Source organism: Streptomyces sp. NBC_01276, from assembly GCF_041435355.1.
Lineage (GTDB): Bacteria > Actinomycetota > Actinomycetes > Streptomycetales > Streptomycetaceae > Streptomyces.
Window position 1 is genome coordinate 3,752,989 of record NZ_CP108442.1, and the last position, 19,525, is coordinate 3,772,513.

Annotated in this window: 22 protein-coding genes and 1 tRNA gene; 10 read left to right on the forward strand and 13 right to left on the reverse strand. The window is 71.7% G+C overall.

Annotated features, from left to right (window positions below; translation table 11 throughout):
- Window positions 1-23: 23 nt before the first annotated feature.
- A complete protein-coding gene (locus OG295_RS16550; protein ID WP_371677566.1) occupies window positions 24-434 on the reverse strand; it encodes a DUF6344 domain-containing protein in 411 nt (136 codons plus the stop codon).
- A gap of 257 nt (window positions 435-691) precedes the next feature.
- A complete protein-coding gene (locus OG295_RS16555; protein ID WP_371677567.1) occupies window positions 692-886 on the reverse strand; it encodes an antitoxin in 195 nt (64 codons plus the stop codon).
- A gap of 408 nt (window positions 887-1,294) precedes the next feature.
- Between OG295_RS16555 and cutA the strand changes: the two genes are divergently transcribed.
- Entirely contained in the window at window positions 1,295-1,486 is a 192-nt protein-coding gene (cutA, locus tag OG295_RS16560; RefSeq protein ID WP_371677568.1) for a divalent cation tolerance protein CutA, read from the forward strand.
- Window positions 1,487-1,560: 74 nt separating this feature from the next.
- Here cutA and OG295_RS16565 read toward each other — a convergent pair whose 3' ends face one another.
- The 8 genes from OG295_RS16565 to OG295_RS16600 all read right to left on the reverse strand — a co-directional run bounded on the left by OG295_RS16565 (window position 1,561) and on the right by OG295_RS16600 (window position 7,616).
- Entirely contained in the window at window positions 1,561-1,707 is a 147-nt protein-coding gene (locus OG295_RS16565; protein ID WP_371677569.1) for a hypothetical protein, read from the reverse strand.
- A 34-nt stretch (window positions 1,708-1,741) separates the two neighbouring features.
- On the reverse strand, window positions 1,742-1,915 hold the full coding sequence (locus OG295_RS16570; protein WP_371677570.1) for a hypothetical protein: 174 nt from the start codon (window positions 1,913-1,915) through the stop codon (window positions 1,742-1,744).
- Between the two features lie 137 nt (window positions 1,916-2,052).
- Window positions 2,053-2,137 (reverse strand) — tRNA-Ser (locus OG295_RS16575).
- 72 nt (window positions 2,138-2,209) lie between these two features.
- Window positions 2,210-3,154 carry a serine protease gene (locus OG295_RS16580; RefSeq protein WP_371677571.1) on the reverse strand — a complete coding sequence of 315 codons (945 nt, stop codon included), beginning with the start codon at window positions 3,152-3,154 and terminating at the stop codon, window positions 2,210-2,212.
- 268 nt (window positions 3,155-3,422) lie between these two features.
- Window positions 3,423-4,481, reverse strand: coding sequence for a YeiH family protein (locus OG295_RS16585; RefSeq protein WP_371677572.1), 1,059 nt, complete (start codon window positions 4,479-4,481; stop codon window positions 3,423-3,425).
- The gene (locus OG295_RS16590) at window positions 4,481-5,038 is read right to left on the reverse strand and encodes a cysteine dioxygenase (protein WP_371677573.1); all 558 of its coding nucleotides are present in this window, start codon (window positions 5,036-5,038) and stop codon (window positions 4,481-4,483) included. Before OG295_RS16590 ends, OG295_RS16585 begins: the two co-directional genes overlap by 1 nt.
- A gap of 99 nt (window positions 5,039-5,137) precedes the next feature.
- Window positions 5,138-6,043, reverse strand: coding sequence for a LysR family transcriptional regulator (locus OG295_RS16595; RefSeq protein WP_356212117.1), 906 nt, complete (start codon window positions 6,041-6,043; stop codon window positions 5,138-5,140).
- An 82-nt stretch (window positions 6,044-6,125) separates the two neighbouring features.
- Window positions 6,126-7,616, reverse strand: a complete 1,491-nt coding sequence (locus OG295_RS16600; protein ID WP_371677574.1) for a trypsin-like peptidase domain-containing protein — start codon at window positions 7,614-7,616, stop codon at window positions 6,126-6,128.
- A 270-nt stretch (window positions 7,617-7,886) separates the two neighbouring features.
- On the opposite strand from OG295_RS16600, the gene OG295_RS16605 reads away from it, so the two are divergent.
- The 3 genes from OG295_RS16605 to OG295_RS16615 all read left to right on the forward strand — a co-directional run bounded on the left by OG295_RS16605 (window position 7,887) and on the right by OG295_RS16615 (window position 10,519).
- Window positions 7,887-8,675 (forward strand): glycerophosphodiester phosphodiesterase, encoded by a 789-nt coding sequence (locus OG295_RS16605; RefSeq protein WP_371681211.1) that lies wholly within the window; start codon window positions 7,887-7,889, stop codon window positions 8,673-8,675.
- Window positions 8,676-8,760: 85 nt separating this feature from the next.
- Window positions 8,761-9,360, forward strand: coding sequence for an ATP-binding protein (locus OG295_RS16610; RefSeq protein ID WP_371677575.1), 600 nt, complete (start codon window positions 8,761-8,763; stop codon window positions 9,358-9,360).
- Window positions 9,361-9,544: 184 nt separating this feature from the next.
- Window positions 9,545-10,519: a DUF5926 family protein gene (locus OG295_RS16615; protein WP_371677576.1), complete on the forward strand. Its 975-nt coding sequence runs from the start codon at window positions 9,545-9,547 to the stop codon at window positions 10,517-10,519.
- Window positions 10,520-10,701: 182 nt separating this feature from the next.
- On the opposite strand, the gene OG295_RS16620 is transcribed toward OG295_RS16615, so the two are convergent.
- Window positions 10,702-11,265: a hypothetical protein gene (locus OG295_RS16620; RefSeq protein WP_266840433.1), complete on the reverse strand. Its 564-nt coding sequence runs from the start codon at window positions 11,263-11,265 to the stop codon at window positions 10,702-10,704.
- Between the two features lie 91 nt (window positions 11,266-11,356).
- Complete coding sequence (locus tag OG295_RS16625; protein ID WP_371677577.1) at window positions 11,357-12,076, reverse strand: bifunctional DNA primase/polymerase; 720 nt, start codon at window positions 12,074-12,076, stop codon at window positions 11,357-11,359.
- 419 nt (window positions 12,077-12,495) lie between these two features.
- Here OG295_RS16625 and OG295_RS16630 point away from each other — a divergent pair, with 419 nt between their 5' ends.
- A complete protein-coding gene (locus OG295_RS16630) occupies window positions 12,496-14,070 on the forward strand; it encodes a PP2C family protein-serine/threonine phosphatase (RefSeq protein ID WP_371677578.1) in 1,575 nt (524 codons plus the stop codon).
- A 169-nt stretch (window positions 14,071-14,239) separates the two neighbouring features.
- Window positions 14,240-15,706 carry an aminopeptidase P family protein gene (locus OG295_RS16635; protein WP_371677579.1) on the forward strand — a complete coding sequence of 489 codons (1,467 nt, stop codon included), beginning with the start codon at window positions 14,240-14,242 and terminating at the stop codon, window positions 15,704-15,706.
- Between the two features lie 153 nt (window positions 15,707-15,859).
- On the opposite strand, the gene OG295_RS16640 is transcribed toward OG295_RS16635, so the two are convergent.
- Entirely contained in the window at window positions 15,860-16,363 is a 504-nt protein-coding gene (locus tag OG295_RS16640; RefSeq protein ID WP_371677580.1) for an ATP-binding protein, read from the reverse strand.
- A 252-nt stretch (window positions 16,364-16,615) separates the two neighbouring features.
- Here OG295_RS16640 and OG295_RS16645 point away from each other — a divergent pair, with 252 nt between their 5' ends.
- The 4 genes from OG295_RS16645 to OG295_RS16660 all read left to right on the forward strand — a co-directional run bounded on the left by OG295_RS16645 (window position 16,616) and on the right by OG295_RS16660 (window position 19,504).
- Window positions 16,616-17,431, forward strand: a complete 816-nt coding sequence (locus tag OG295_RS16645; RefSeq protein ID WP_371677581.1) for a hypothetical protein — start codon at window positions 16,616-16,618, stop codon at window positions 17,429-17,431.
- Between the two features lie 109 nt (window positions 17,432-17,540).
- Window positions 17,541-18,275 carry a YcnI family protein gene (locus OG295_RS16650; RefSeq protein ID WP_371677582.1) on the forward strand — a complete coding sequence of 245 codons (735 nt, stop codon included), beginning with the start codon at window positions 17,541-17,543 and terminating at the stop codon, window positions 18,273-18,275.
- A 69-nt stretch (window positions 18,276-18,344) separates the two neighbouring features.
- Window positions 18,345-18,998 (forward strand): SCO family protein, encoded by a 654-nt coding sequence (locus tag OG295_RS16655; RefSeq protein WP_371677583.1) that lies wholly within the window; start codon window positions 18,345-18,347, stop codon window positions 18,996-18,998.
- Window positions 18,995-19,504, forward strand: a complete 510-nt coding sequence (locus tag OG295_RS16660) for a copper chaperone PCu(A)C (protein ID WP_371677584.1) — start codon at window positions 18,995-18,997, stop codon at window positions 19,502-19,504. The genes OG295_RS16655 and OG295_RS16660 overlap by 4 nt, the downstream gene beginning before the upstream one ends.
- The last annotated feature ends 21 nt before the right edge of the window (window positions 19,505-19,525 follow it).

Sequence of the window (19,525 nt, forward strand, 5' to 3'; positions counted from 1 at the left end):
GCCTGGCCACCACGGTCCCGCCACTACGCCGCGAGCGCCATCCGCCCCTGCTCCACGCCACCACCGCGCACACTCACCACATCCGCGCCCACACCCACACCCACGTCCGTACCACTCGCTCCCGCACCGCGCACCGCGTCGGCCGCGAGCGCTGCCGCGGTGGTGGAACGCCGGACGGAAGGGTTCTTGCCGTGCGCCTCGGCGCGGATCCGCTGCTTGATGGTCGGCGGGAGCGAACCGCCCCGCATCATCGCCCGCCACGTCCGTCGCGCAACCGGAACCGGCCGGCGCACGGCGGGGGCCATCGGAGTGGTGACGGTGGCGGCGGCCTCGACCGGAGCCGCCTTCCCGCCGAAACCGAGGGCGGTCAGGACCGCCACGAGTGCTGCGAGGAGGGTGGTCCAGATCGACGTGATGCTGCTGCGGTGGGTCATGACGAGCGCCTCGTTCCTCGATGTTCCGACGGGCGGATCTGCATACATTCGTCATGATGTGGCCGCAACCGCACCGCCCCCACCACGCGCGCCGTTCTTCCGACAAACACCACTCGTATGAACCAAAGCCGCGTTCCGGCCGCTGAAAGGATCATGCGAACAACCAGAGGGCGGGCCCGTAGGGGCCCGCCCTCTGACCTGGGGATCAACCGCCAGGGGAATCGGAAGGACGAAGGAACCGCGGGGGCGCCCCCGCGCTACGGCTGCGGCGGCTGACCCTCACCACCGGGGCGCCCCAGCTGGTCCTTGATCTTGTCCTGGGCCATGTCGACCTGGCCGGCGTACTTGCCCTGGGTCTTCCCGTCGACGTAGTCACCGGCCTTGTCGACGGCCTGGCCGGTCTCTTTCTCGTGGCCCTTCAGCATCTGCTTGAGCTTGTCCATCATGGACATGGATGCTCCTTCCGCTGTGTTCCGTCCCTTCCAGGATCGCGGCCCACCCCGCACACCGCATCCGCGCGGCACCGCGCCCGACGACGTGCCCGGGAACGACGAACGGCCCCTGACCGGGTTTCCCGGTCAGGGGCCGTTCTTCTGCGGTGGGTGTGGGATTTGAACCCACGGTGACTCGCGCCACGACGGTTTTCAAGACCTCTTGCGAACCCCAGGCAGATCCGACTCAAGGCCAGCTCAGAGGCCCTATGAGGCGCCTTCCTCACGGTCGATGGGAGCAGCGTGCCCGTCCCGTGCCCCTTCCGCGTCCTCGTGCCCGTTCAGCCATGAGTCCGAAGCATCGGCGACTTGGGCGTCACGGCCGTCGACTGGCCTGGCGTAGTGCCGGGTGGTAACGCTGGCGTTCGAGTGACCGAGGCGCCGGGCAGCGGTCATGACGCCGATGCGACCTTGCGCACGGTGCAGAGCCGTGTCCCCGAGATCATCGCCCGGGCGAAGCACACGCACCCTTACGTGGTGCCCAGCATCATCACGATGCCGATCAATGACACTACTCCCGACTACCGCGCATGGATCATCGAGCAGTCGGGCCCGGCATAGCGGGAGCCTGTTACAGGTTTCTCTACTTCATCAAGGGCGCTTCCGCCGCCAAGGCGGCGTCGCGCGCCAATGGCTCAGGACTTGATGGACTGGATGAGCCCGGCCTGATCGGTGAGCCGCCCGTCAGGACAGATGCCTCCGGCGGGGGCGCTCTGACTCTGGGATGCGGGGGCCAGTCGTGCGGCCGCGGCTTCGTCGTGGTTCGGGGTGGGGGCTGTCATCCCGCCTGCCTCAACGGACAGCGCCTCCCCAGCCCTACCCCTTGGCAGCGATCACGATCACGATCACTCCGATAGCAATGAACATGAGCATGCAGCCAACGCACCCTCTGTCCTGACGCTCCCGTGCTGCAGCCTGCTGTGCAGCCACACGGTTGTGGTAGTCGATCATCCCGCGCCGAACAGCGCGCGCCACCTCGTCCTCGTTCACCTTGTCCCCCATCAAGCTACATGCGTGCCCTTCACGTGCCCCGACGGACGGGGAACCACGGGGGCTAGCAGTCACAAACAGCTACATGAACGTGAACGGCTCCTGACCATAGATCCTGGTCAGGAGCCGTTCACCTGCGGTGGGTGTGGGATTTGAACCCACGGTGACTCGCGCCACGACGGTTTTCAAGACCGTTCCCTTAGGCCGCTCGGGCAACCCACCTGGCCGGTACAGAGTACCGGGATGTGGGGGTGGGTGGGGTGGGTGTTTCCGGGGCGGCGGGGGTGGTCGGGATCAGGAGGTCTGGGCCTTGTCGTAGGCCGCTTTGGCCTCGTTGCCGAAGTAGGGGCCGAACATCCGGTTCGGCAGGAAGTTGTAGCCGAAGCTGTTCACCGAGACCTGCGTGCCCAGGCCGGTGGCCTCGTCGAAGTCCTGGAGCCAGGGGCCGCCGCTGGAGCCGCCCGTCATGTTGCAGCCCAGGCTGTGGTCCTTGGTGAGCAGGAAGTCCTTGCCCGTGGTGCCGCTGCAGTAGACGAGCCTGGTGCCGTCGTAGGGCGCGGCCGCCGGGAAGCCGAAGGAGTACATCTTCTTGGTGTAGCCGCCGTTGAAGAGGATGCCCTGGGCCCCGACGACCTCGCTGAGCTTCCGGCCGTTCAACGGGGCCACCACCGCCAGGCCGACGTCCATGTTCATGTCCTCGCTCGCCGCCCACTGGTCGGTCGCGAGGGTCTTGGTCGCCGGCCACTGGCCGTAGGGCGCGTTCCCGTTGTCGTAGGCGGGGACGAAGACCCAGTTGGTGTGCCAGGCGCCCTGGTACTTCACGCAGTGGCCGGCCGTGATGACGGTGCTGCCGTTGGCGCTCGTGATCGAGTCGCCCGAGCAGGATGCCGTCCGGTCGCCCATGGTGAAGAAGACCCGGCCCGACGTCCTCACGATCGCCCCGCCGCCGGTCCAGGCCCCGCCGGCCTGCGGGAACGAGGTGGGGGAGGCCGCCGTGGGGGCCACCCGGAGGGAGGGGCCGGCCGCGGGCCGGCTCGTACGGGCGGCGCCGGGGGCGGCCGTCACGTCCAGCGGGGTGGCCTGCCGCATCCGTTCCGGCGTCCAGAAGCCGGCCGTCTGCGAGGGCCGGAACGAGGCGGGCGGCTCCGCGGCGACCGAGGGGGAGGCCGCCGTCAGGGCCCCCGCGAACAGGGCGCCCGCGGCGAGGAGGACGGACAGCGCCGTGCGATGACGATTCACGCAGGACTCCTTCTGCCGTGCCCGGACCCGTGTGACCCGGGCAGGGTGGGGTGAAGAGCTGTCGGTGCGGATCGGCTGTGCGGCCGTACGGGTGAACTGCCGTACGGATGAGCGGCCGTACGAGTGAGCGGCCGTACGGGTGAGCGGCCGTACGGGTGAGCACGCGTGCGGGGGCACCGTCGCACGCGCGCTCCGAAATGTCAGCGGGCAGCCCGGACGTTCGGTCGGTTCCGGCCAGGAAATGGCCAACTCCCGCTGGAACAGGGGGTCATACGGTGAGCAGGACTCCGACGTACGAGACCCCGGCCACCATCACCCACGCCCCCAGCCCCAGCAGGGCCGCGCGCCCCCCGGTCCGGGCCAGGGTGGGGAGGTCGACCGCGCTGCCCAGCCCGAACAGGGCCGCCGCCAGCAGCAGTCCCTGTGCCGTGTGCGCCCACTCCAGGGCCACGTCGGGCAGCACACCCGTGGCGCGCAACGCGGACGCCGCCAGGAACCCCGCCACGAACAGGGGCACCGGAGCGGGCCTGCGCCCCGAGGAGGTACGCGCCCCGCGCCGCCGGGCGCGCATCGAGAAGGCCACGGCCGCCACCAGGGGAGCCAGGAGCGCCACCCGCATCAGCTTGACCAGCACCGCCTCGCCCAGCGCCCCGGGCCCGGCGGTCTGGGCCGTCGCCACGACCTGTCCGACGTCATGGACGCTGGCCCCCACCCATCGCCCGAAGCCGAGGTCGGAGAGCCCCAACGGGCCGTGGAGGAGAGGAAGTACGGCGATGGCGAGCGTCCCGCAGAGGGTCACCAGCGCCACCGAAGTGGCCACGTCCTCCTCGTCGCTGCCGGACACCTCGCTCACCGCGCCGATGGCCGAGGCGCCGCAGATCGAGTAGCCGGTGGCGATCAACAGCGGCTGGTCTCCGGGGAGTCCGAGGCGTCGGCCCAGCCAGACGGTGCCGAAGAAGGTGGCCGCGACGACTCCGCTCACCATCGCCACCGTCGCCCAGCCCAGCCGGACCACCTGGTCCAGCCCCAGGGCGAGGCCCAGCAGGACGATGCCGATGCGCATCAGGCGCCGGCCGGCCAGCGACAGACCCGGGCGGGCCGGGCCGCGCACCACGCCCCGTAGACCGGGAAGGTGGGCCGCTGCGATGCCGAGCACCACCGAAGCGGTCAGCATCGGTACCGCCGGGACCACCTCGTGCACGCACCACGCCACCAGGGTGCCGGCGGCGGCCAGGCCCAGTCCGGGCCAGGAGGTGGATGTTTCACGTGAAACACGGGGCAGTCGCGGCCGCACCGGTCGGTGGACGGTGCGGTTCAGGAGGGCCATCAGCCGGTCGGTTCCGGGTAGACGCGGCGGACGCTGCTGCCCAGACGGCCCACGTCGGCTCCGTAGACGTGCAGGGATATCGCCGTCGTACGACAGGAGTTGCGCACCTTGTGGATGTCACCGGGCGGGGCGAACCCGCAGACGTCCCCCTGGCCGTTGACCACCTCCTCGGTCGCCACGAGCCGCGCCGCACCACCGGGTGCCGTGGCGGGGGCCAGTCGGTAGCGGACCTCGCTCTCGGCGCCCTCGTGCACCCCGGCCACGCACCAGGAGACGTGGTCGTGGATGGAGGTCTCCTGGCCGGGCAGCCACACCAGGGCCACCACGGAGAAGCTCCCGTCGGGCTCGGTGTGCAGGATGTGCTGCCGGTACCGGTCGGGGTGCCCTTCGCGCTGTTCGGGAGTGAGCAGCTCGGGCTCCCCCAGGTGCGGCGCGAGGCGCTCGCCGACGAGGTAGGCGGTCAGGTCGGGGGCCAGCCCCCGGTCCACGACCTGGCGGATCTCATTGACGAGGGCGGCCATCCTCGCGGTCGTACGGGCCGGCGTGGTGGTGGTCATGGGAGCAGCGTCCGTCGCCGCATCCATCACGTCCAACGACAGTTCTTCCCTGAAATCCCAAGCTGAGCTTATGGATCGAGGGTGGGTGGAGCCGGAGGCTCAGCAGCCGATCCGGTTCGCGGCAACGCGCTTGAGCTCGTCCAGCACCACGGCGGTCGCCGGGATCCGCAGGTGGTCGCGGTAGACGTAGGCGGCGATGTGGCGGCGGGCCGCGGGCTCCAGCACCCGCCCGCAGACACGGCTGAGGGAGAGCGACGGCAGCACCAGCGCGGGCATCATCGCGACCCCCAGCCCCTGCGCGACGAGGCTCTGGACCACCAGGTTGTCGTCGGTGGCGAACCTGATGTCGGGGACGAAGCCCAGCTCGGCGCATTCGTGCAGCAGGTTGGCGCGACATCGGGGGCAGCCCGCGATCCAGCGTTCCTCGGCCAGGTCGGCCAGGTGCACGGCGCGGCGCCGGGCGAGCGGGTGGCCGGTCGGGAGCAGCACGGTCAGCTGGTCCTCCAGGAGCCTGACCTCGGCCACCTCCTCCGGGATCTCCTCGTGCAGCCCGGGATAGGTGAAGGCGAGGGTGATGTCGCACTCGCCGCGCTGGAGGCGGCGCAGGGACTCCGGGGGCTCGCCCTCCAGCAGCTCGACCTGGACGCCCGGGTGGTCCTTCGCCAGCCCGCTGAGGGCCTCGGGAACGAGGGTGACGTTGGCGCTGGGGAATCCGCAGACCCGGACCCGCCCGGTGCGCAGCCGGGTGTACGCCTTCAGCTGGGCCTCGGCCGCCGAGAGGGAGCCGAGGATGGACTCGGCGTGCCGGGCCAGGGACTCACCGGCCTCGGTGAGTTTCATCTTCCGGCCCACCCGGGTGAACAGCGGTGTGCCGACGGCGCGTTCGAGCGCCTTCATCTGCTGGGTGATCGCGGGCTGGGTGTAGCCCAGGACGCGAGCGGCCGCCGAGTACGAGCCCGCGGCGACCACTTCATGGAATGTCCGTATGTGCCGTGAATCGAACACGAGCGAAGCATAAGCAGATATTGGGAGGGGCCGTAGACGGAATCCCGCCCACGGCCCCTCCCATCAAGCCAGTGTCCAGCGGCTACTTGTCGCCGACCCGCGAGCCGAGGGTGATGTCGACCGTGTTGGGCTTGCCGTCCCGCAGGTAGGTCAGCTTCACGGTGTCACCCGGCTTGTACGTCCAGATGAGGCTGATCAGCGTCGGACCGCTGTCGACCTGCCGGCCGCCGAACTCGGTGATGACGTCGCCGGGCTTGAGGCCCGCCTTGCCGGCCGGGCCGTTGGGGTCGACCAGCTCGTTGGCGGCCGCGCCCTGCTCGGAGATCTTGGCGCCGTCGGTCTTGGCCTGGAGGTCGACGGAGACCGAGATCACCGGGTAGACCGGCTTGCCGGTCTTGATCAGGGAGTCGGCGACGTTCTTGGCCTGGTTGATCGGGATGGCGAAGCCGAGGCCGATCGAGCCGGCCTGTCCGCCGCCGAAGCCGCCGTTGCCCGCGGACTGGATCGCGGAGTTGATGCCGATGACCGCGCCGCGGCCGTCGAGGAGCGGACCGCCCGAGTTTCCGGGGTTGATGGAGGCGTCCGTCTGGAGGGCGCTCATGTAGGAGTTCTTGCCGCCGGAGCCGTCGCCGGAGGCCACCGGACGGTTCTTCGCGCTGACGATGCCGGTGGTGACCGTGTTGGACAGGCCGAACGGGGCGCCGATCGCGATGGTCGAGTCGCCGACCGCGACCTTGTCGGAGTCACCGAGGGCCAGCGGCTTGAGGCCCGCGGGAGGGTTCTTCAGCTTGAGCACGGCGACGTCGTAGCCCTGGGCGCGGCCGATCACCTCGGCGTCGTACTTCTTGCCGTTGGAGAAGGTCGCCGAGAGCTTGCCACCGTTGGCGGCGGAGGCCACCACGTGGTTGTTGGTGAGGATGTGGCCCTGCTCGTCGTAGACGAAGCCGGTGCCGGTGCCGCCCTCGCCGTCCCCGGCCGAGGCCTCGATGGTGACGACGCTGGGCAGCGCGGACGCGGCGAGGCCGGCGACGGAGCCGGGCTCGCGCTTGACGTCCTTGGGGGTGGCGGCGGTGATGGTGGTCGAGCCCGAGGCCTCGTCGCCGCGCTGGGCCGCCCAGTAGCCGACGCCACCGCCGATGCCGCCCGCGAGGAGGGCCGCCGCCAGGACGGCGGCGACCAGGCCGCCCTTGCCCTTCGGCTTGGGCTGCGGCGCGCCGTCGGTGTGGAGCGGGGTGCCCCAGCCGCCTCCGTGGCCGCCGTGGCCGCCGTACGCGGGCACCGCGGGCGGCGGCGGGGGCCAGCCCTCGGCGCCGTACGCCGTCGGGGCGCCGGCCGGGGGCTCGGGCTGGGGCAGCGGCTGGGTGTGCCCGTAGACCGGGGGCTGGTCCTGCGGCTGGGCGTACGCAGGGGGGCCGGCCGGGGTGGGCGGCAGCTGCTGGGTCTGCTCGGCGCCGGGCACGGGCTGCGCGACGGACGGGGCCGGGTCGGGGGTGGAGGCGGCCACGGGCACGGGGGGTGCGGACGGGGCCGCGGGGGGTGTCGGGGCCGCGGTGCCCTCGTTCTCGGTGCTCACAGCGCTCTCTCCTCAGTCACACACGGCCTACACGGCTACTGTAAAACGGGCGATTCCGGGCTCTTCGCCGACCCGGCATCGGTCCGACTGAACGTTCGACGTGCCGCACAAGTTCCAGGACGAAGCCTTTCCCATGCCCCGTCAGAGCACTGTAAGCCGGACCTGTGCGTCTCCCCCCATCCTTTATCTCCGACATATCAGGCGCATCCTCAGGACTCACCCCGACGCAGGACGGCCCCTCGGTGGCACCATGACCGGGTGACCCACGCAATGCCGCGCCCCATCCAGGTCGTCGCCCACCGCGGCGCCTCGGAGGACGCCCCCGAGCACACCCTGGCCGCCTACCGCAAGGCCATCGAGGACGGCGCCGACGGCCTCGAATGCGACGTCCGGCTGACCGCCGACGGCCACCTGGTCCTGGTCCACGACCGCCGGGTGAACCGCACCTCGAACGGCCGCGGCGCCGTCTCCGCCCTGGAGCTGGCCGAACTCGCCGCCCTCGACTTCGGCTCCTGGAAGGACCGCGAGGAGTCCCCCGACTGGGACGCCGACCCCGAGCGCACCTCCGTGCTCACCCTGGAGCGGCTGCTGGAGCTGGTGTCCGACGCCGGCCGCCCCGTCCAGCTGGCGATCGAGACGAAGCACCCCACCCGCTGGGCCGGACAGGTGGAAGAACGCCTGCTCTTCCTCCTCAAGCGCTTCGGACTCGACGCCCCGCCCGCCGAGGGACCCCACCCCGTCCGGGTCATGAGCTTCTCCGCCCGGTCCTTGCACCGGGTACGGGCGGCCGCCCCCACCATCCCGACCGTGTACCTGATGCAGTTCATCTCGCCCCGGATGCGCGACGGGCGACTGCCGGCCGGCGTGCGGATCGCCGGGCCCGGCATGCGGATCGTGCGCAACCATCCGGGCTACGTCCGCAAGCTCCAGGCCTCCGGGCACTCCGTCCACGTATGGACCGTGAACGAACCCGAAGATGTTCAGCTATGCGCTGATCTGGGTGTAGAGGCGATCATCACGAACAGGCCACGCCAGGTTCTGTCACAGCTGGGACGCTGACGTCCCGTTTTGCGCACGCGTCACACACACCCCGTCCGTGACAGGGTGTGCCCCGGCGCATCCGCTCCGCGTTCACTGGTCATGAATGCGTCAGAGGTCCTCGTCAGGGCGGTTTCCGGTCCAGGCCAGTGGGGCATCCAGACCATGGCGTGGGGCTAAGGAGGTTCCGGGGGTGACGTTGGTGATGGCACAGGAAGTGCCCACGTCGTGCATGGACATTCGCCATGGGCCGGCGGGAGTGGGCGAGGCGAGACACCGCATGCGCGAACAGCTGCGCATCAGCGGCCTGTCCGAATCGGTCGTGGACGATGCCGTGCTGATCCTTTCCGAGCTGCTCAGCAACGCCTGCCGGCACGGCCGGCCGCTGGGCGCACGGGAGGTCGGCGACGGGGAGATACGCGCCGCCTGGCGCGTCGACAAGGCGGGGCGGCTGACGGTCGAGGTCACGGATGGTGGCGGTCCCACGCGCCCCGTCCCGGCCACGCCTTCGGTCACCGCGCGCGGCGGCCGGGGGCTGAACATCATCAGCGCCCTGGCCCAGGACTGGGGCGTCCGGGACGGAGCGGCGGGTGAGGTCACCGTGTGGGTGATCGTCGCCCACGGGCCCCGGCACGACGATTTCGCTACGCGCGTCACCGCCCCGGCGATCGACTTCGTATCGGCCTTCGACGACCTGGATCCCTGAAGCGGATCCCCGAAGCGGACCCCCGGACCGGAACCCGACCGCGGCACGGGTCATGCGTACGGGCGGCCGTCCGGGAGCGCACGCCGACCGCGCTCCCGGCCGCACCCCACCGGTTCCGGCGGTACGAACGGCTAGGCTCGCGCCAGAGACACCGCCGTACCGCCGCAACCGGGAGACACCCACGATGGCCAAGAAGCGCCCCGCCGCGAAGACCGCGAAGCCGCAGATCCAGAACGGGGAAATCCCGGTGGTGGGCGCCCGCGAGCCCTGCCCCTGCGGATCCGGGCGCCGCTACAAGGCCTGCCACGGCGCAGCCGCCTCGCACGCGGTGACCGAGCACGTCCGGCGCCCCTTCGAGGGACTGCCGGGCGAGTGCGACTGGGTGGCGTTGCGCGAGCTGGTGCCCGCGGCCACCATCCCCCTGACCCTCAAGGGCGGCCTGCCCGAGGGCGTCCCGTCCGTCACGCTGGTGACCGTACTGCCCATGGCCTGGCCGGCCCTGCGCCGCGAGGACGGCTCCGTCCTGATCGGCCTGCAGAACGACTCGTCGTCCGGGGACCTGGCCCGCGACATGGCCGACACCCTGGAGCGCGCGCTCGTCGCGGAGCCGGGCACCCCGGTTCCGGCCCGGCGGGTTCCCGCCGAGGGCAGCCGACTCCAGGACCTCCTGGACCTCGACGGCGTTTTCGAGCCGGTTGTGCACAGCGGCTTCGAATTCTGGATTCCGGAGTCGGAGAACGCCCAGAACGCCTCCCCGGAGATCGCCGCCTCGCTGGAGCGGGCCAACGCCGCCGCCATCCCCACCGTCAAGCTGGCCTCCGTGGACGCGGCCTACTGGTGCGAGACCCCGGACAAGAACCACCTGCGCTGGGTCATGCCGCACCCCGAGGAGAAGCTGCTCGACGCCCTCGCGCGGCTGCACGCCGCCGGTACCTCCTCGCTCGGCGAGGGCACGAAGCTCGTCGGCTCCTTCCGCGCGCACGGCCTGATGGTCCCCGTCTGGGACCTGCCCACGGGGGTCACCTCCGAGGACGTGGAGAAGCCCGCCGCGGAGTTCGCCGAGCGGCTGGCCGGGGCCCTCGCCACGGATGCCCCGCTGACCACGGAGGAGCGCCGGGCGCGCGGCGGTCTCACCAACCGCCAGGTGACGCTCAGCTGACGTCCGCACAGCCCGCGAGGCCGGTGACCAGAGTCACAACTCCCGCTAATCGCCTGCAAATCGATGTCTGAATATCAGAGATCGAATTTGCGAACAGGCGATCTCTTGTTACCGTTCTTGTAGCCCGGTCGCTGGTGCATCCCCCGTCGCCAGCGACCGGGCGCTTCCTTTTCAGGTGGTGCTCAACCCTCTCGCGGTGCCGGTGAGTTGCTCCCGGACCGCAGCAGCAGTCGCCCTTCATCATCCGGAACTGCAAACTCCGCAACAGCCGAGTACCCGTCGGGCGCACCCACCGATTCACCCCGGGGCGTCTCGCACAACCCCGGCTCGTCCCCCGGACCGACGGCGCAGCGGATCTGCACCGTGCGGCCGGCCGGCCCCATGACGGTCAGTACGGCGTCCAGGGCCCGCCCGCTCGTGTTGCGGTAGTAACTGCGGCCCCAGGTCTGCCCGTCACCCTCCAGCACGCAGGTCTGCGCCTCCAGACCCTGCGGAGCGGTGAGCTCGGGTCCGCAGTGGGAGTCCGTGCGGGGCTGTTCGGCCGGCCCGGGGCTCGCGGCGCGGTCCGCGGCGCGCGCGGCCGCGTCCGGCGCACGGGAAGGGCCGGACAGGCCGAGCGAGGAGAGCAGCCCTCCGCCCTTCCCGTCACCCTGACCGGCGAAATCCGGCCCGGCGATCGCTCCGGCCAGGGGGAGCGACAGGATGGTCAGCACGCCGGCACCGATGGCGATCAGACGGAGATTCATTCGCCGAAGATAGCGACGCGGGAATGGGGCCCGGAGATCCCCGCGCCCAATTCCCTTGGAAACCCGTCGCGCCGACACCCGTACGAGTGACTCAGTAGGCGAGCCGACTGCCCCCGCCGGGAGCCCCGCTGCTCGCCTCGACGAGCGCGTCCACGACCGCCTCGACCTCCGGCAGCCACAGGCCGTCGCGTCCCGCCGCGGGCTCCCGCTCCCAGCGGACCTGACCGCCGCCGGAGGCCGCCGAGGGCGGCAGCAGCAGGTACCCGCCCTCGCCGTGGAAGCGCAACGAGGACGGGACGTGGTCCTTGGCGTAGAGGAGTTCGCCGAGCCGCTCCAGCGAGTACGGCGCCACCAGCAGGGACCAGCGGGTGGGCGTGGCGACGATCGGGCCGAGCCGCATGCCCAGCGCGTCCAGCCGTACGACGGCACGCGCGGCCGCCCCGGCCGGCAGGCTCACCGCGCACGGCGCGGTCCCGCCGGTGGCCAGCAGCACCGGGGCGGCGGGCCGCCGGGCCCACCACCAGGCCACCATCCGGGCGTCGGCCGTCGCCGCGAGCAGCCCGGGATCGAAGGGATGGGCTCCGGGCACCACGCAGTCGGGGTCGGGGCAGGCACAGCGGGCGCTGTCCGCACCGGCCCGGCCGACGCCGGGCAGTACGGGCCACTGCCAGAGGGTGGCGCAGGTCAGGGCGCCGTCGAGGAGGGACGGAACCGCCGGGTCCGCGGCTGCCGCGGTGGAGCGGGAGGCGGCGCGCGGGAATTTGAAGCGATCGCGGAGCCGCTGGAGACGCCTTCCGAGGATCTCGCGCATGAGCGCTCGTTCCTTTCCGTTGAACGCCGAGGGCCACATCACACCATGTAACCGGTGTCTCACCACACGTACACGTTTCGCGTCACTGTTCGCCGGAAGCAGGTTCACACGGTTCGTGCAGTTTTCTTATCGGGTCCGTCAAACGTCCGGCGGGGTCCGGCGCCAACCCCCCGGACGGCCCGCACCGGTACCGAGACCGGCTGCCGCCGCTAAGGACGACGGCCCACACCGGGCGGTTCCCGGCGGTGCCGGGAGGCGTCAACTGGCCCCGGCCACTGCCGATTACGTACCCGGAGTGCCCGTGACGCCCGTCCAGTCGATCGCAAAAACCGTCCGCTTCCCGCGTTTTCCGGCCAAGTTTTAGCCCTGGCTCGACCGTGAGTTGCCGTCCCACGGACACCAGGATTCCCGCCTGGGCAATGCTGGACATCGCTCCTCGTGTGCGTGTAGATGTGGATCCATCGATGGCGGCGCAGCACGATCTGGGGGTTTGCGATGCTATATGGCGAATCGCACCAGGTGGAAAGGCGGACGCCATGAGCGCCCCGCATCTGCCGAAAGTGGCTGGAATCGATCCAGCAGTTACAGCGTCAGCGCACACTCCGGCGCCCACGCCCGTTTCCACGTCACCCTCCGCCCCGCCCCGAACCGCCCCCGCCCAGGCCGTACCGCCTGCCGCGAGCAGCGTCATCCAGGACCGGCTGGCGGGCATGGTCTCCGACCTCACCACCCTCCACGAGCTCACCGAGCGCCTCACCCGCGCCAGTGACCTCGCCTCCTCCCTCCAGGAGTTCCTGCGCGCCGGCGCCGCACTCGTCGGCGCCCGCCGAGGACTCGTCGTCCTGGAACCCTCCGACGGCCTCGGCCCCAGCACCACGATCGGCCTCGGCCTGGGCCGCGCGGACCTCGGCCACATCGAGACGGTGCCGCGCAGCGCCACCTCCTACGGCCGCATCCTCGACGGGCTCCCCGACGCCCACGGCGGCTCCGAGGTGCTCCCCGAACCCGGCGCCCCCGTGCCGTCCCCCTCGGCCGGCGGCCACGAACCCGCCGTCGACCCCCGCCAGCGCGAGGTCGCGGCCCGGCTCGGCTACGCCGCCAGCTACGCGCTGCCGCTGACCGCTGACGCCACAGGCCGGCTCGGCGCCGCCGTCTGGCTCTACGACGAACAGGCCGAGCCGGACGACCGCCAGCGCGACCTCGTCGGGCTCTACGTCCGGTACGCCGCCGAGCACCTGGCCCGGATGCTGGAGGTGGAGCGCTCCCGCGCCCGGCTCGCCACCGTCTCCGAGGAGCTGCTGCCCAGCCGGCTGCCCCGGATCCCCGGCGTCCAGCTCGCCGCCCGGCACCACACCGGGCCGCGGGGCGGTGGCGACTGGTACGACGCGCTCCCGCTGCCCGAGGGCGCCATGGGCCTGGCCGTCGGCTCCGTCACCGGCTCCGGGCCCAGCGCCGTCGCCGCGATGGGCCGGCTGCGGGCCTCGCTGCGCGCGTACGCCGTCATGGAGGGCGAGGACCCCGTCGCGGTCCTGTCCGACCTGGAGCTGCTGCTGCGCCTGACCGAGCCCGCGCGTTCGGCCACCGCGCTCTTCGCGTACTGCGAGCCCGCCGCCCGGAAGATCATCCTCGCCGGGGCCGGGCACACCCCGCCCCTGCTCATCGGCGAGCGGCGCACCGAGTACGTGGAGACCTCCCTCTCCGCGCCGCTGGGGATGCTGGCATGCTGGGAGGCGCCGAGCGTGGAGATCGAGCCCGCGCCCGGAGAAACGGTGCTGCTGTACACGGACGGCCTGCTGCGGCGGACCGGCGACCCCATGGACCGGGCGTACGCCCGGCTGCACGCGGCGGCGGCGGGGGTGCCCCGTAGCGCCCGGGACGACCCGGCGGCCCTCTGCGACCACATCCTGCGCACCGTGCTGCCCGGGGAGGACCCGGACGCCGTGGCGGCCGACCCGGCCGAGGACATCGTGCTGCTCGCGGCCCGGTTCGACTGACGCGGGGCGCGCGCGATCGCCGCCGTCGGCCCCCGGCACCCGGCCGACGTAGGACCGTCGCCCGGTATGACTGATATGTCACAGACATCGCCGGGCGCCGCCTCCCCCCACATACGATGAACGGGGTCCGTACCCGGACCCTGCATGTCGTAGCGGCTGAGGAGAAGACGTGGCGGACGAGCTCACCCCGGAGACCCCGGCAGAAGAGCAGCCCCAGAAGAAGCACAAGCAGCGCAAGAACGGCCTGTACCCGGGCGTCAGCGAGGAACTCGCGGAGAACATGCGCACCGGCTGGGCGGACACCGAGCTGCGCGGTCTGGAGCCCGTCGCCCAGGCGGGGCACACCGCCGACCGCCGCGCCGCCCTTTCCGCACGCTTCCCCGGCGAGCGCCTGGTCATCCCGGCCGGCCGGCTGAAGACCCGCTCGAACGACACGGAGTACCCCTTCCGCGCGTCGACCGAGTACGCCTACCTCACCGGTGACCAGACCGAGAACGGCGTGCTGGTCCTGGAGCCCGCGGGCCCGGCCGGCCACACCGCCACCATCTACCTGCTGCCCCGCTCCGACCGCGAGAACGGCGAGTTCTGGCTGTCCGGCCAGGGCGAGCTGTGGGTCGGCCGCCGCCATTCCCTGACCGAGGCCGAGCAGCTGCTCGGGATCCCCGCCAAGGACGTGCGCGAGCTGGCCGACGCCCTCACCGAGGCCGAGGGTCCGGTGCGCAACCTGCGCGGCCACGACGCCGTGGTCGACAAGGCGCTGACCGACAAGGTCACCGCCGAGCGCGACGAGGAACTGCGCGTCTACCTCTCCGAGACCCGCGCCGTGAAGGACGAGTTCGAGATCGGCGAGCTCCAGAAGGCCGTCGACTCCACCGTCCGCGGCTTCGAGGACGTCGTGAAGGTCCTCGACAAGGCCGAGGCCACCTCGGAGCGCTACATCGAGGGCACCTTCTTCCTGCGCGCCCGCGTCGAGGGCAACGACGTCGGCTACGGCTCCATCTGCGCCGCCGGCCCGCACGCCTGCACCCTGCACTGGGTCCGCAACGACGGCGACGTCCGCCCGGGCGACCTGCTGCTGCTCGACGCCGGTGTGGAGACCCACTCCCTCTACACCGCCGACGTCACGCGCACGCTGCCCATCAACGGCACGTACACCGACATCCAGCGCAAGATCTACGACGCGGTCTACGAGTCCCAGGAAGCCGGCATCGCCGCCGTCAAGCCGGGCGCGAAGTTCCGCGACTTCCACGACGCCTCCCAGCGCGTGCTCGCCGAGAAGCTCGTCGAGTGGGGCCTGGTCGAGGGCCCCGTCGAGCGCGTCCTCGAACTGGGCCTGCAGCGCCGCTGGACCCTGCACGGCACCGGCCACATGCTCGGCATGGACGTCCACGACTGCGCCGCCGCCCGTACCGAGGCCTACGTCGACGGGACGCTGGAGCCGGGCATGTGCCTGACCGTCGAGCCCGGTCTGTACTTCCAGGCCGACGACCTGACCGTGCCCGAGGAGTACCGCGGCATCGGGGTCCGGATCGAGGACGACATCCTCGTCACCGAGGACGGCAACCGGAACCTGTCGGCCGGTCTGCCCCGCACCTCGGTCGAGGTCGAGGCCTGGATGGCGCGGCTCAAGGGCTGACGCGTTCCTCATGTGACGGTGGGCGGGGACCGGACCGGTTCCCGCCCACCGGCGCGAGCGCTCCCGCGCGTGCGCCGCACGGGGCGTGCCGCGTGCCGACCACCGCGTGCGGTTTCGCCTGCCGCCTGCCGCCTGCCGCCTGCCGCCTGCCGCCTACGACACCTTCAGCAGCGCGTCGTCGCGCCACTTCAGCATCTTGTCGAAGCTCACCACCGCTCCCCGCCCCGGCCGGTTGCGGAGGCGGACGTGGTCGGAGAGCTCGGCGATCAGTCCCAGGCCCCGGCCGTGCTCGGCCAGGGGGGGTCTGCGGCGGGACACCGTGGCGGGCGGGAACCCGGGACCCGAATCGGTCACCTCGATGCGGCAGCGGTCCCCGTCCAGATAGGCCGTGACGTGGTACGCCTCGGTCCCGTCCGGGACACCGACGGCACGGGCACCCCCGCCGGAGGCCCCGCCGTGACCGCCGTGATCACGGCGGTGTCCGTGGCCACCACCGTGCTCCACCGCGTTCGCGCAGGCCTCGGTCAGGGCGACCGACAGGTCGAAGGAGATGTCCGGATCCACCCCCGCGGTCTCCATCGCCCCCAGCAGCAGTCGCCGTGCGAGCGGCACGCTCGCGGCTTCGCGCCTCAAGTGGAGAGACCACCAGATGCTCATACGGATACCTATTGCCGCCCGAGGGCGGGCGTAAGCCCCCGAGCGCCGGGAGAGCCCTCATTCGGCCGATGGCGACACTCCCGGAAGCCGGTGTATGCCCGGCCCGGACGACGTTTCCGGCCCGCCGCCGACTACGCACCGTGCCCGCGCCGACGGCACGCCGTGCGCGCGCTGACCTTGGACCGGAACCCTATGGTCCCTCCAGCACCTGCCGTATGCAGGGCCTAAGCGCAGTGCGATGATGGCCCGGCCATGACTACCACCCACACGACACGCGCCGGAGCAGGCCTCCGGACGACCCGGGCCGCGGTGTTCACCGCGGTCTGCGTCGCGCTGTCCGCAGCCGGCCACGCCGTGGCCTCCTGCGCGACCGTGCCGTGGTGGGCACTGGCCCTGGCCTTCGTCGCCGTCTTCGCGGTCGCGGCACCCCTCGCGGGGCGCCGCCGTCCGCTGCCGGGCATCGCCGCCGGGCTCGTCGTCGGCCAGCTCGGACTGCACGTGCTGTTCGGACTCGGCCAGCACGGCGCCACCGCCGCCCAGGCCCCGGCCCAGGGGGCCGACGCCTCGCTCGCGGCGCTCGCCGCCCGGCTGGTCTGCGGGGGCAACTCCGTACCCCTCAGCCCGGCCGACGCCCGGCAGATCCTGGAGACCGCCGGACTGGACCCGGCCGCCCTGGCCGGGGAGGCCGCCGCGCAGGCCCACATGGCCCACGCGCACATGGCCTCCGCCTCCGCGGAGCCCACGACCGGACTGTTCAGCCCGGCCATGCTGGCCGGCCACCTGCTGGCCGCGCTCGCGGCCGGCTGGCTGCTGGCCCGCGGTGACGCCGCGCTGTTCCGGCTGATCGAGCTGTCCCGGCTGTCCCGCGAGGCCGACCCGGTACGTCCGCTGCGCGCCGCGCTGGCCTTCGTACGCGCCCTCGCGGCCGGACTCCCCGACGCGCCCGCCCGCGGCCCCCGGGCCCGTCGCACCACAGCGGCACCCGCCGTCGCGACCGGATGCGACGCGCTCCTGCACACGGTCATCAGGCGCGGACCGCCCGCGGCGGCGTTCGCCCTCGCAGCCTGACGCGGCACCCCCACTCCCCGTACGCACAGCGGGAGCACCGGTGCCGCGACCTCCGCGCGCGCCTGTGCGCGGAGCCACCGTCACCCCTGCACCCTGGAGTGTTCCCGCCGTGAAGACCTCTCGCGTCTCCCTCGTCGCCGCCCTCGCCGCCGGCGCCGTCCTCGTCCTGTCCGGTCCCGCCTTCGCGCACGTCAGCGTGCAGCCCTCGGGCGAGGCGACCAAGGGCGGGTACGCGGTCATCAACTTCAAGGTGCCCAACGAGCGCGACAACGCCTCGACCACGCAGCTCGAAGTGAACTTCCCCGTGGACCAGCCGCTCACGTCGGTCATGCCGCAGGACATCCCCGGCTGGACCGTGACCGTCGAGAAGAGCAAGCTCGACAAGCCGCTGACCGTGCACGGCAAGCAGGTCAACGAGGCCGTCACCAAGGTGACCTGGACCGGCGGCAAGATCGAGCCCGGCAGGTTCCAGCAGTTCCCGGTCTCCGTCGGCAAGCTCCCCGACAACGCCGACCAGATGGTCTTCAAGGCCATCCAGACGTACGACAACAACGAGGTCGTGCGCTGGATCGAGGAGAGCAAGCCGGGCGCGGCCGAGCCGCAGACCCCGGCGCCCGTGCTGAAGCTGACCGCCGCCAAGGCGGCCGACGACCACCACGACGACGCGGCCGCCAAGCCCGCCGCCGGGGCCACCGCCACCGAAGGCGACAAGAAGGACGCGCACGACGAGGCCTCTGCCAAGAGCGACTCCGACACGACGGCCCGTGCCCTCGGCATCGCCGGCATCGTGATCGGCCTCGGTGGCGTCGCCTTCGGCATCGCCTCGCGCCGCCGCGCCTCCTGACACCGCGCGCCCACGGGCGCTGTCGTTACGAGTACGTCCGCATCATCCCCGATCCCAGGACACCCCTTCATGCGCACCACACGTGTGACGGTCGCCGCCCTCGCGGTGGCGACCGCCCTCTCCCTCACCGCCTGCGGCGGTGAGACGGCCAAGAACACCGGGACGGTCACGCAGATCTCCGGCCAGAAGAAGGCCGGAGCCGCCACCGTCCTCGACCGCCCCTTCGACAAGCCGGAGCTGGTCCTCACGGACACCACCGGCAAGCCGTGGAACCTGCGCGAGCAGACCAAGGGCCGCCCGACGCTCATCTACTTCGGCTACACGAACTGCCCGGACGTCTGCCCCCTGACGATGAGCAACATCGCCGTGGCCAAGAAGGCGCTCCCCCAGGCGGACCGGGACAAGCTCCAGGTCGTCTTCGTCACCACCGACCCCGAACGGGACACCCCCGACTCCCTCGGCGCGTGGCTCAGGGCCCAGGACCCGTCCTTCACCGGACTGACGGGGGACTTCGCCACCATCCAGGCCGCCGCACGCTCACTCGGCATCGGTATCGAGGCACCCAAGAAGGAAGCCGACGGCAGCGTCGTCTCCATGCACGGGGCCCAGGTCATCGCGTTCTCGCCCAAGACCGACGAGGGCTACGTCCTCTACGGCGAGGGCACCACCGTCGAGGACTACACCAAGGACCTGCCGAAGATCGTCAAGGGGGAGAACCCGTGAACACCCGCACCACCCGCACCCTCGCCGTCGCCCTCTCCCTGACGGCGGCGCTCGCGATATCCGGCTGCTCGTCCTCCGACTCCTCCGGCTCCTCCGGCTCCTCGGACGCCGCCGGGGAATCGGCCAAGCCGAAGATGACGGTCAGCGGGGCCTTCATGCCCGAACCGGTCAACGACAAGATGGCCGGCGCTTTCATGGTCATCAAGAACGACTCGAAGACGGCCGACAAGCTGACCGCGGTCACGAGCCCGCTCTCGGACGATCTGCAGATCCACGAGACCAAAGACCAGAAGATGCAGCAGGTCCAGGCCATGGACGTGCCCGCGAACGGTGAGCTGAAGCTGGAGCGCGGCGGCAGCCACGTCATGTTCATGGGGCTCAAGAGCACGCCGAAGGTCGGCGACAAGATCACCATCGAGCTGCGTTTCGAGAAGGCCGACCCCGTCAAGGTCGAGCTGGACGTCAAGGAACGGACGTACAACGCGCAGAACTCCAATGCCCACTGACGGACCGAGGAACTGACACGC

Bases quoted from the DNA above. Each gene is read 5' to 3' on its own strand.
- OG295_RS16610 (WP_371677575.1), top strand. From the start codon at position 8,761: ATGCGTCAGAGGTCCTCGTCAGGGCGGTTTCCGGTCCAGGCCAGTGGG.
- OG295_RS16625 (WP_371677577.1), bottom strand. From the start codon at position 12,076: ATGCGCGAGATCCTCGGAAGGCGTCTCCAGCGGCTCCGCGATCGCTTC.
- OG295_RS16615 (WP_371677576.1), top strand. From the start codon at position 9,545: ATGGCCAAGAAGCGCCCCGCCGCGAAGACCGCGAAGCCGCAGATCCAG.
- OG295_RS16565 (WP_371677569.1), bottom strand. From the start codon at position 1,707: ATGACAGCCCCCACCCCGAACCACGACGAAGCCGCGGCCGCACGACTG.
- OG295_RS16655 (WP_371677583.1), top strand. From the start codon at position 18,345: ATGCGCACCACACGTGTGACGGTCGCCGCCCTCGCGGTGGCGACCGCC.
- OG295_RS16630 (WP_371677578.1), top strand. From the start codon at position 12,496: ATGCTGGACATCGCTCCTCGTGTGCGTGTAGATGTGGATCCATCGATG.
- OG295_RS16605 (WP_371681211.1), top strand. From the start codon at position 7,887: ATGCCGCGCCCCATCCAGGTCGTCGCCCACCGCGGCGCCTCGGAGGAC.
- OG295_RS16620 (WP_266840433.1), bottom strand. From the start codon at position 11,265: ATGAATCTCCGTCTGATCGCCATCGGTGCCGGCGTGCTGACCATCCTG.
- OG295_RS16550 (WP_371677566.1), bottom strand. From the start codon at position 434: ATGACCCACCGCAGCAGCATCACGTCGATCTGGACCACCCTCCTCGCA.
- OG295_RS16640 (WP_371677580.1), bottom strand. From the start codon at position 16,363: ATGAGCATCTGGTGGTCTCTCCACTTGAGGCGCGAAGCCGCGAGCGTG.
- OG295_RS16645 (WP_371677581.1), top strand. From the start codon at position 16,616: ATGACTACCACCCACACGACACGCGCCGGAGCAGGCCTCCGGACGACC.
- OG295_RS16585 (WP_371677572.1), bottom strand. From the start codon at position 4,481: ATGGCCCTCCTGAACCGCACCGTCCACCGACCGGTGCGGCCGCGACTG.
- OG295_RS16555 (WP_371677567.1), bottom strand. From the start codon at position 886: ATGTCCATGATGGACAAGCTCAAGCAGATGCTGAAGGGCCACGAGAAA.
- OG295_RS16590 (WP_371677573.1), bottom strand. From the start codon at position 5,038: ATGACCACCACCACGCCGGCCCGTACGACCGCGAGGATGGCCGCCCTC.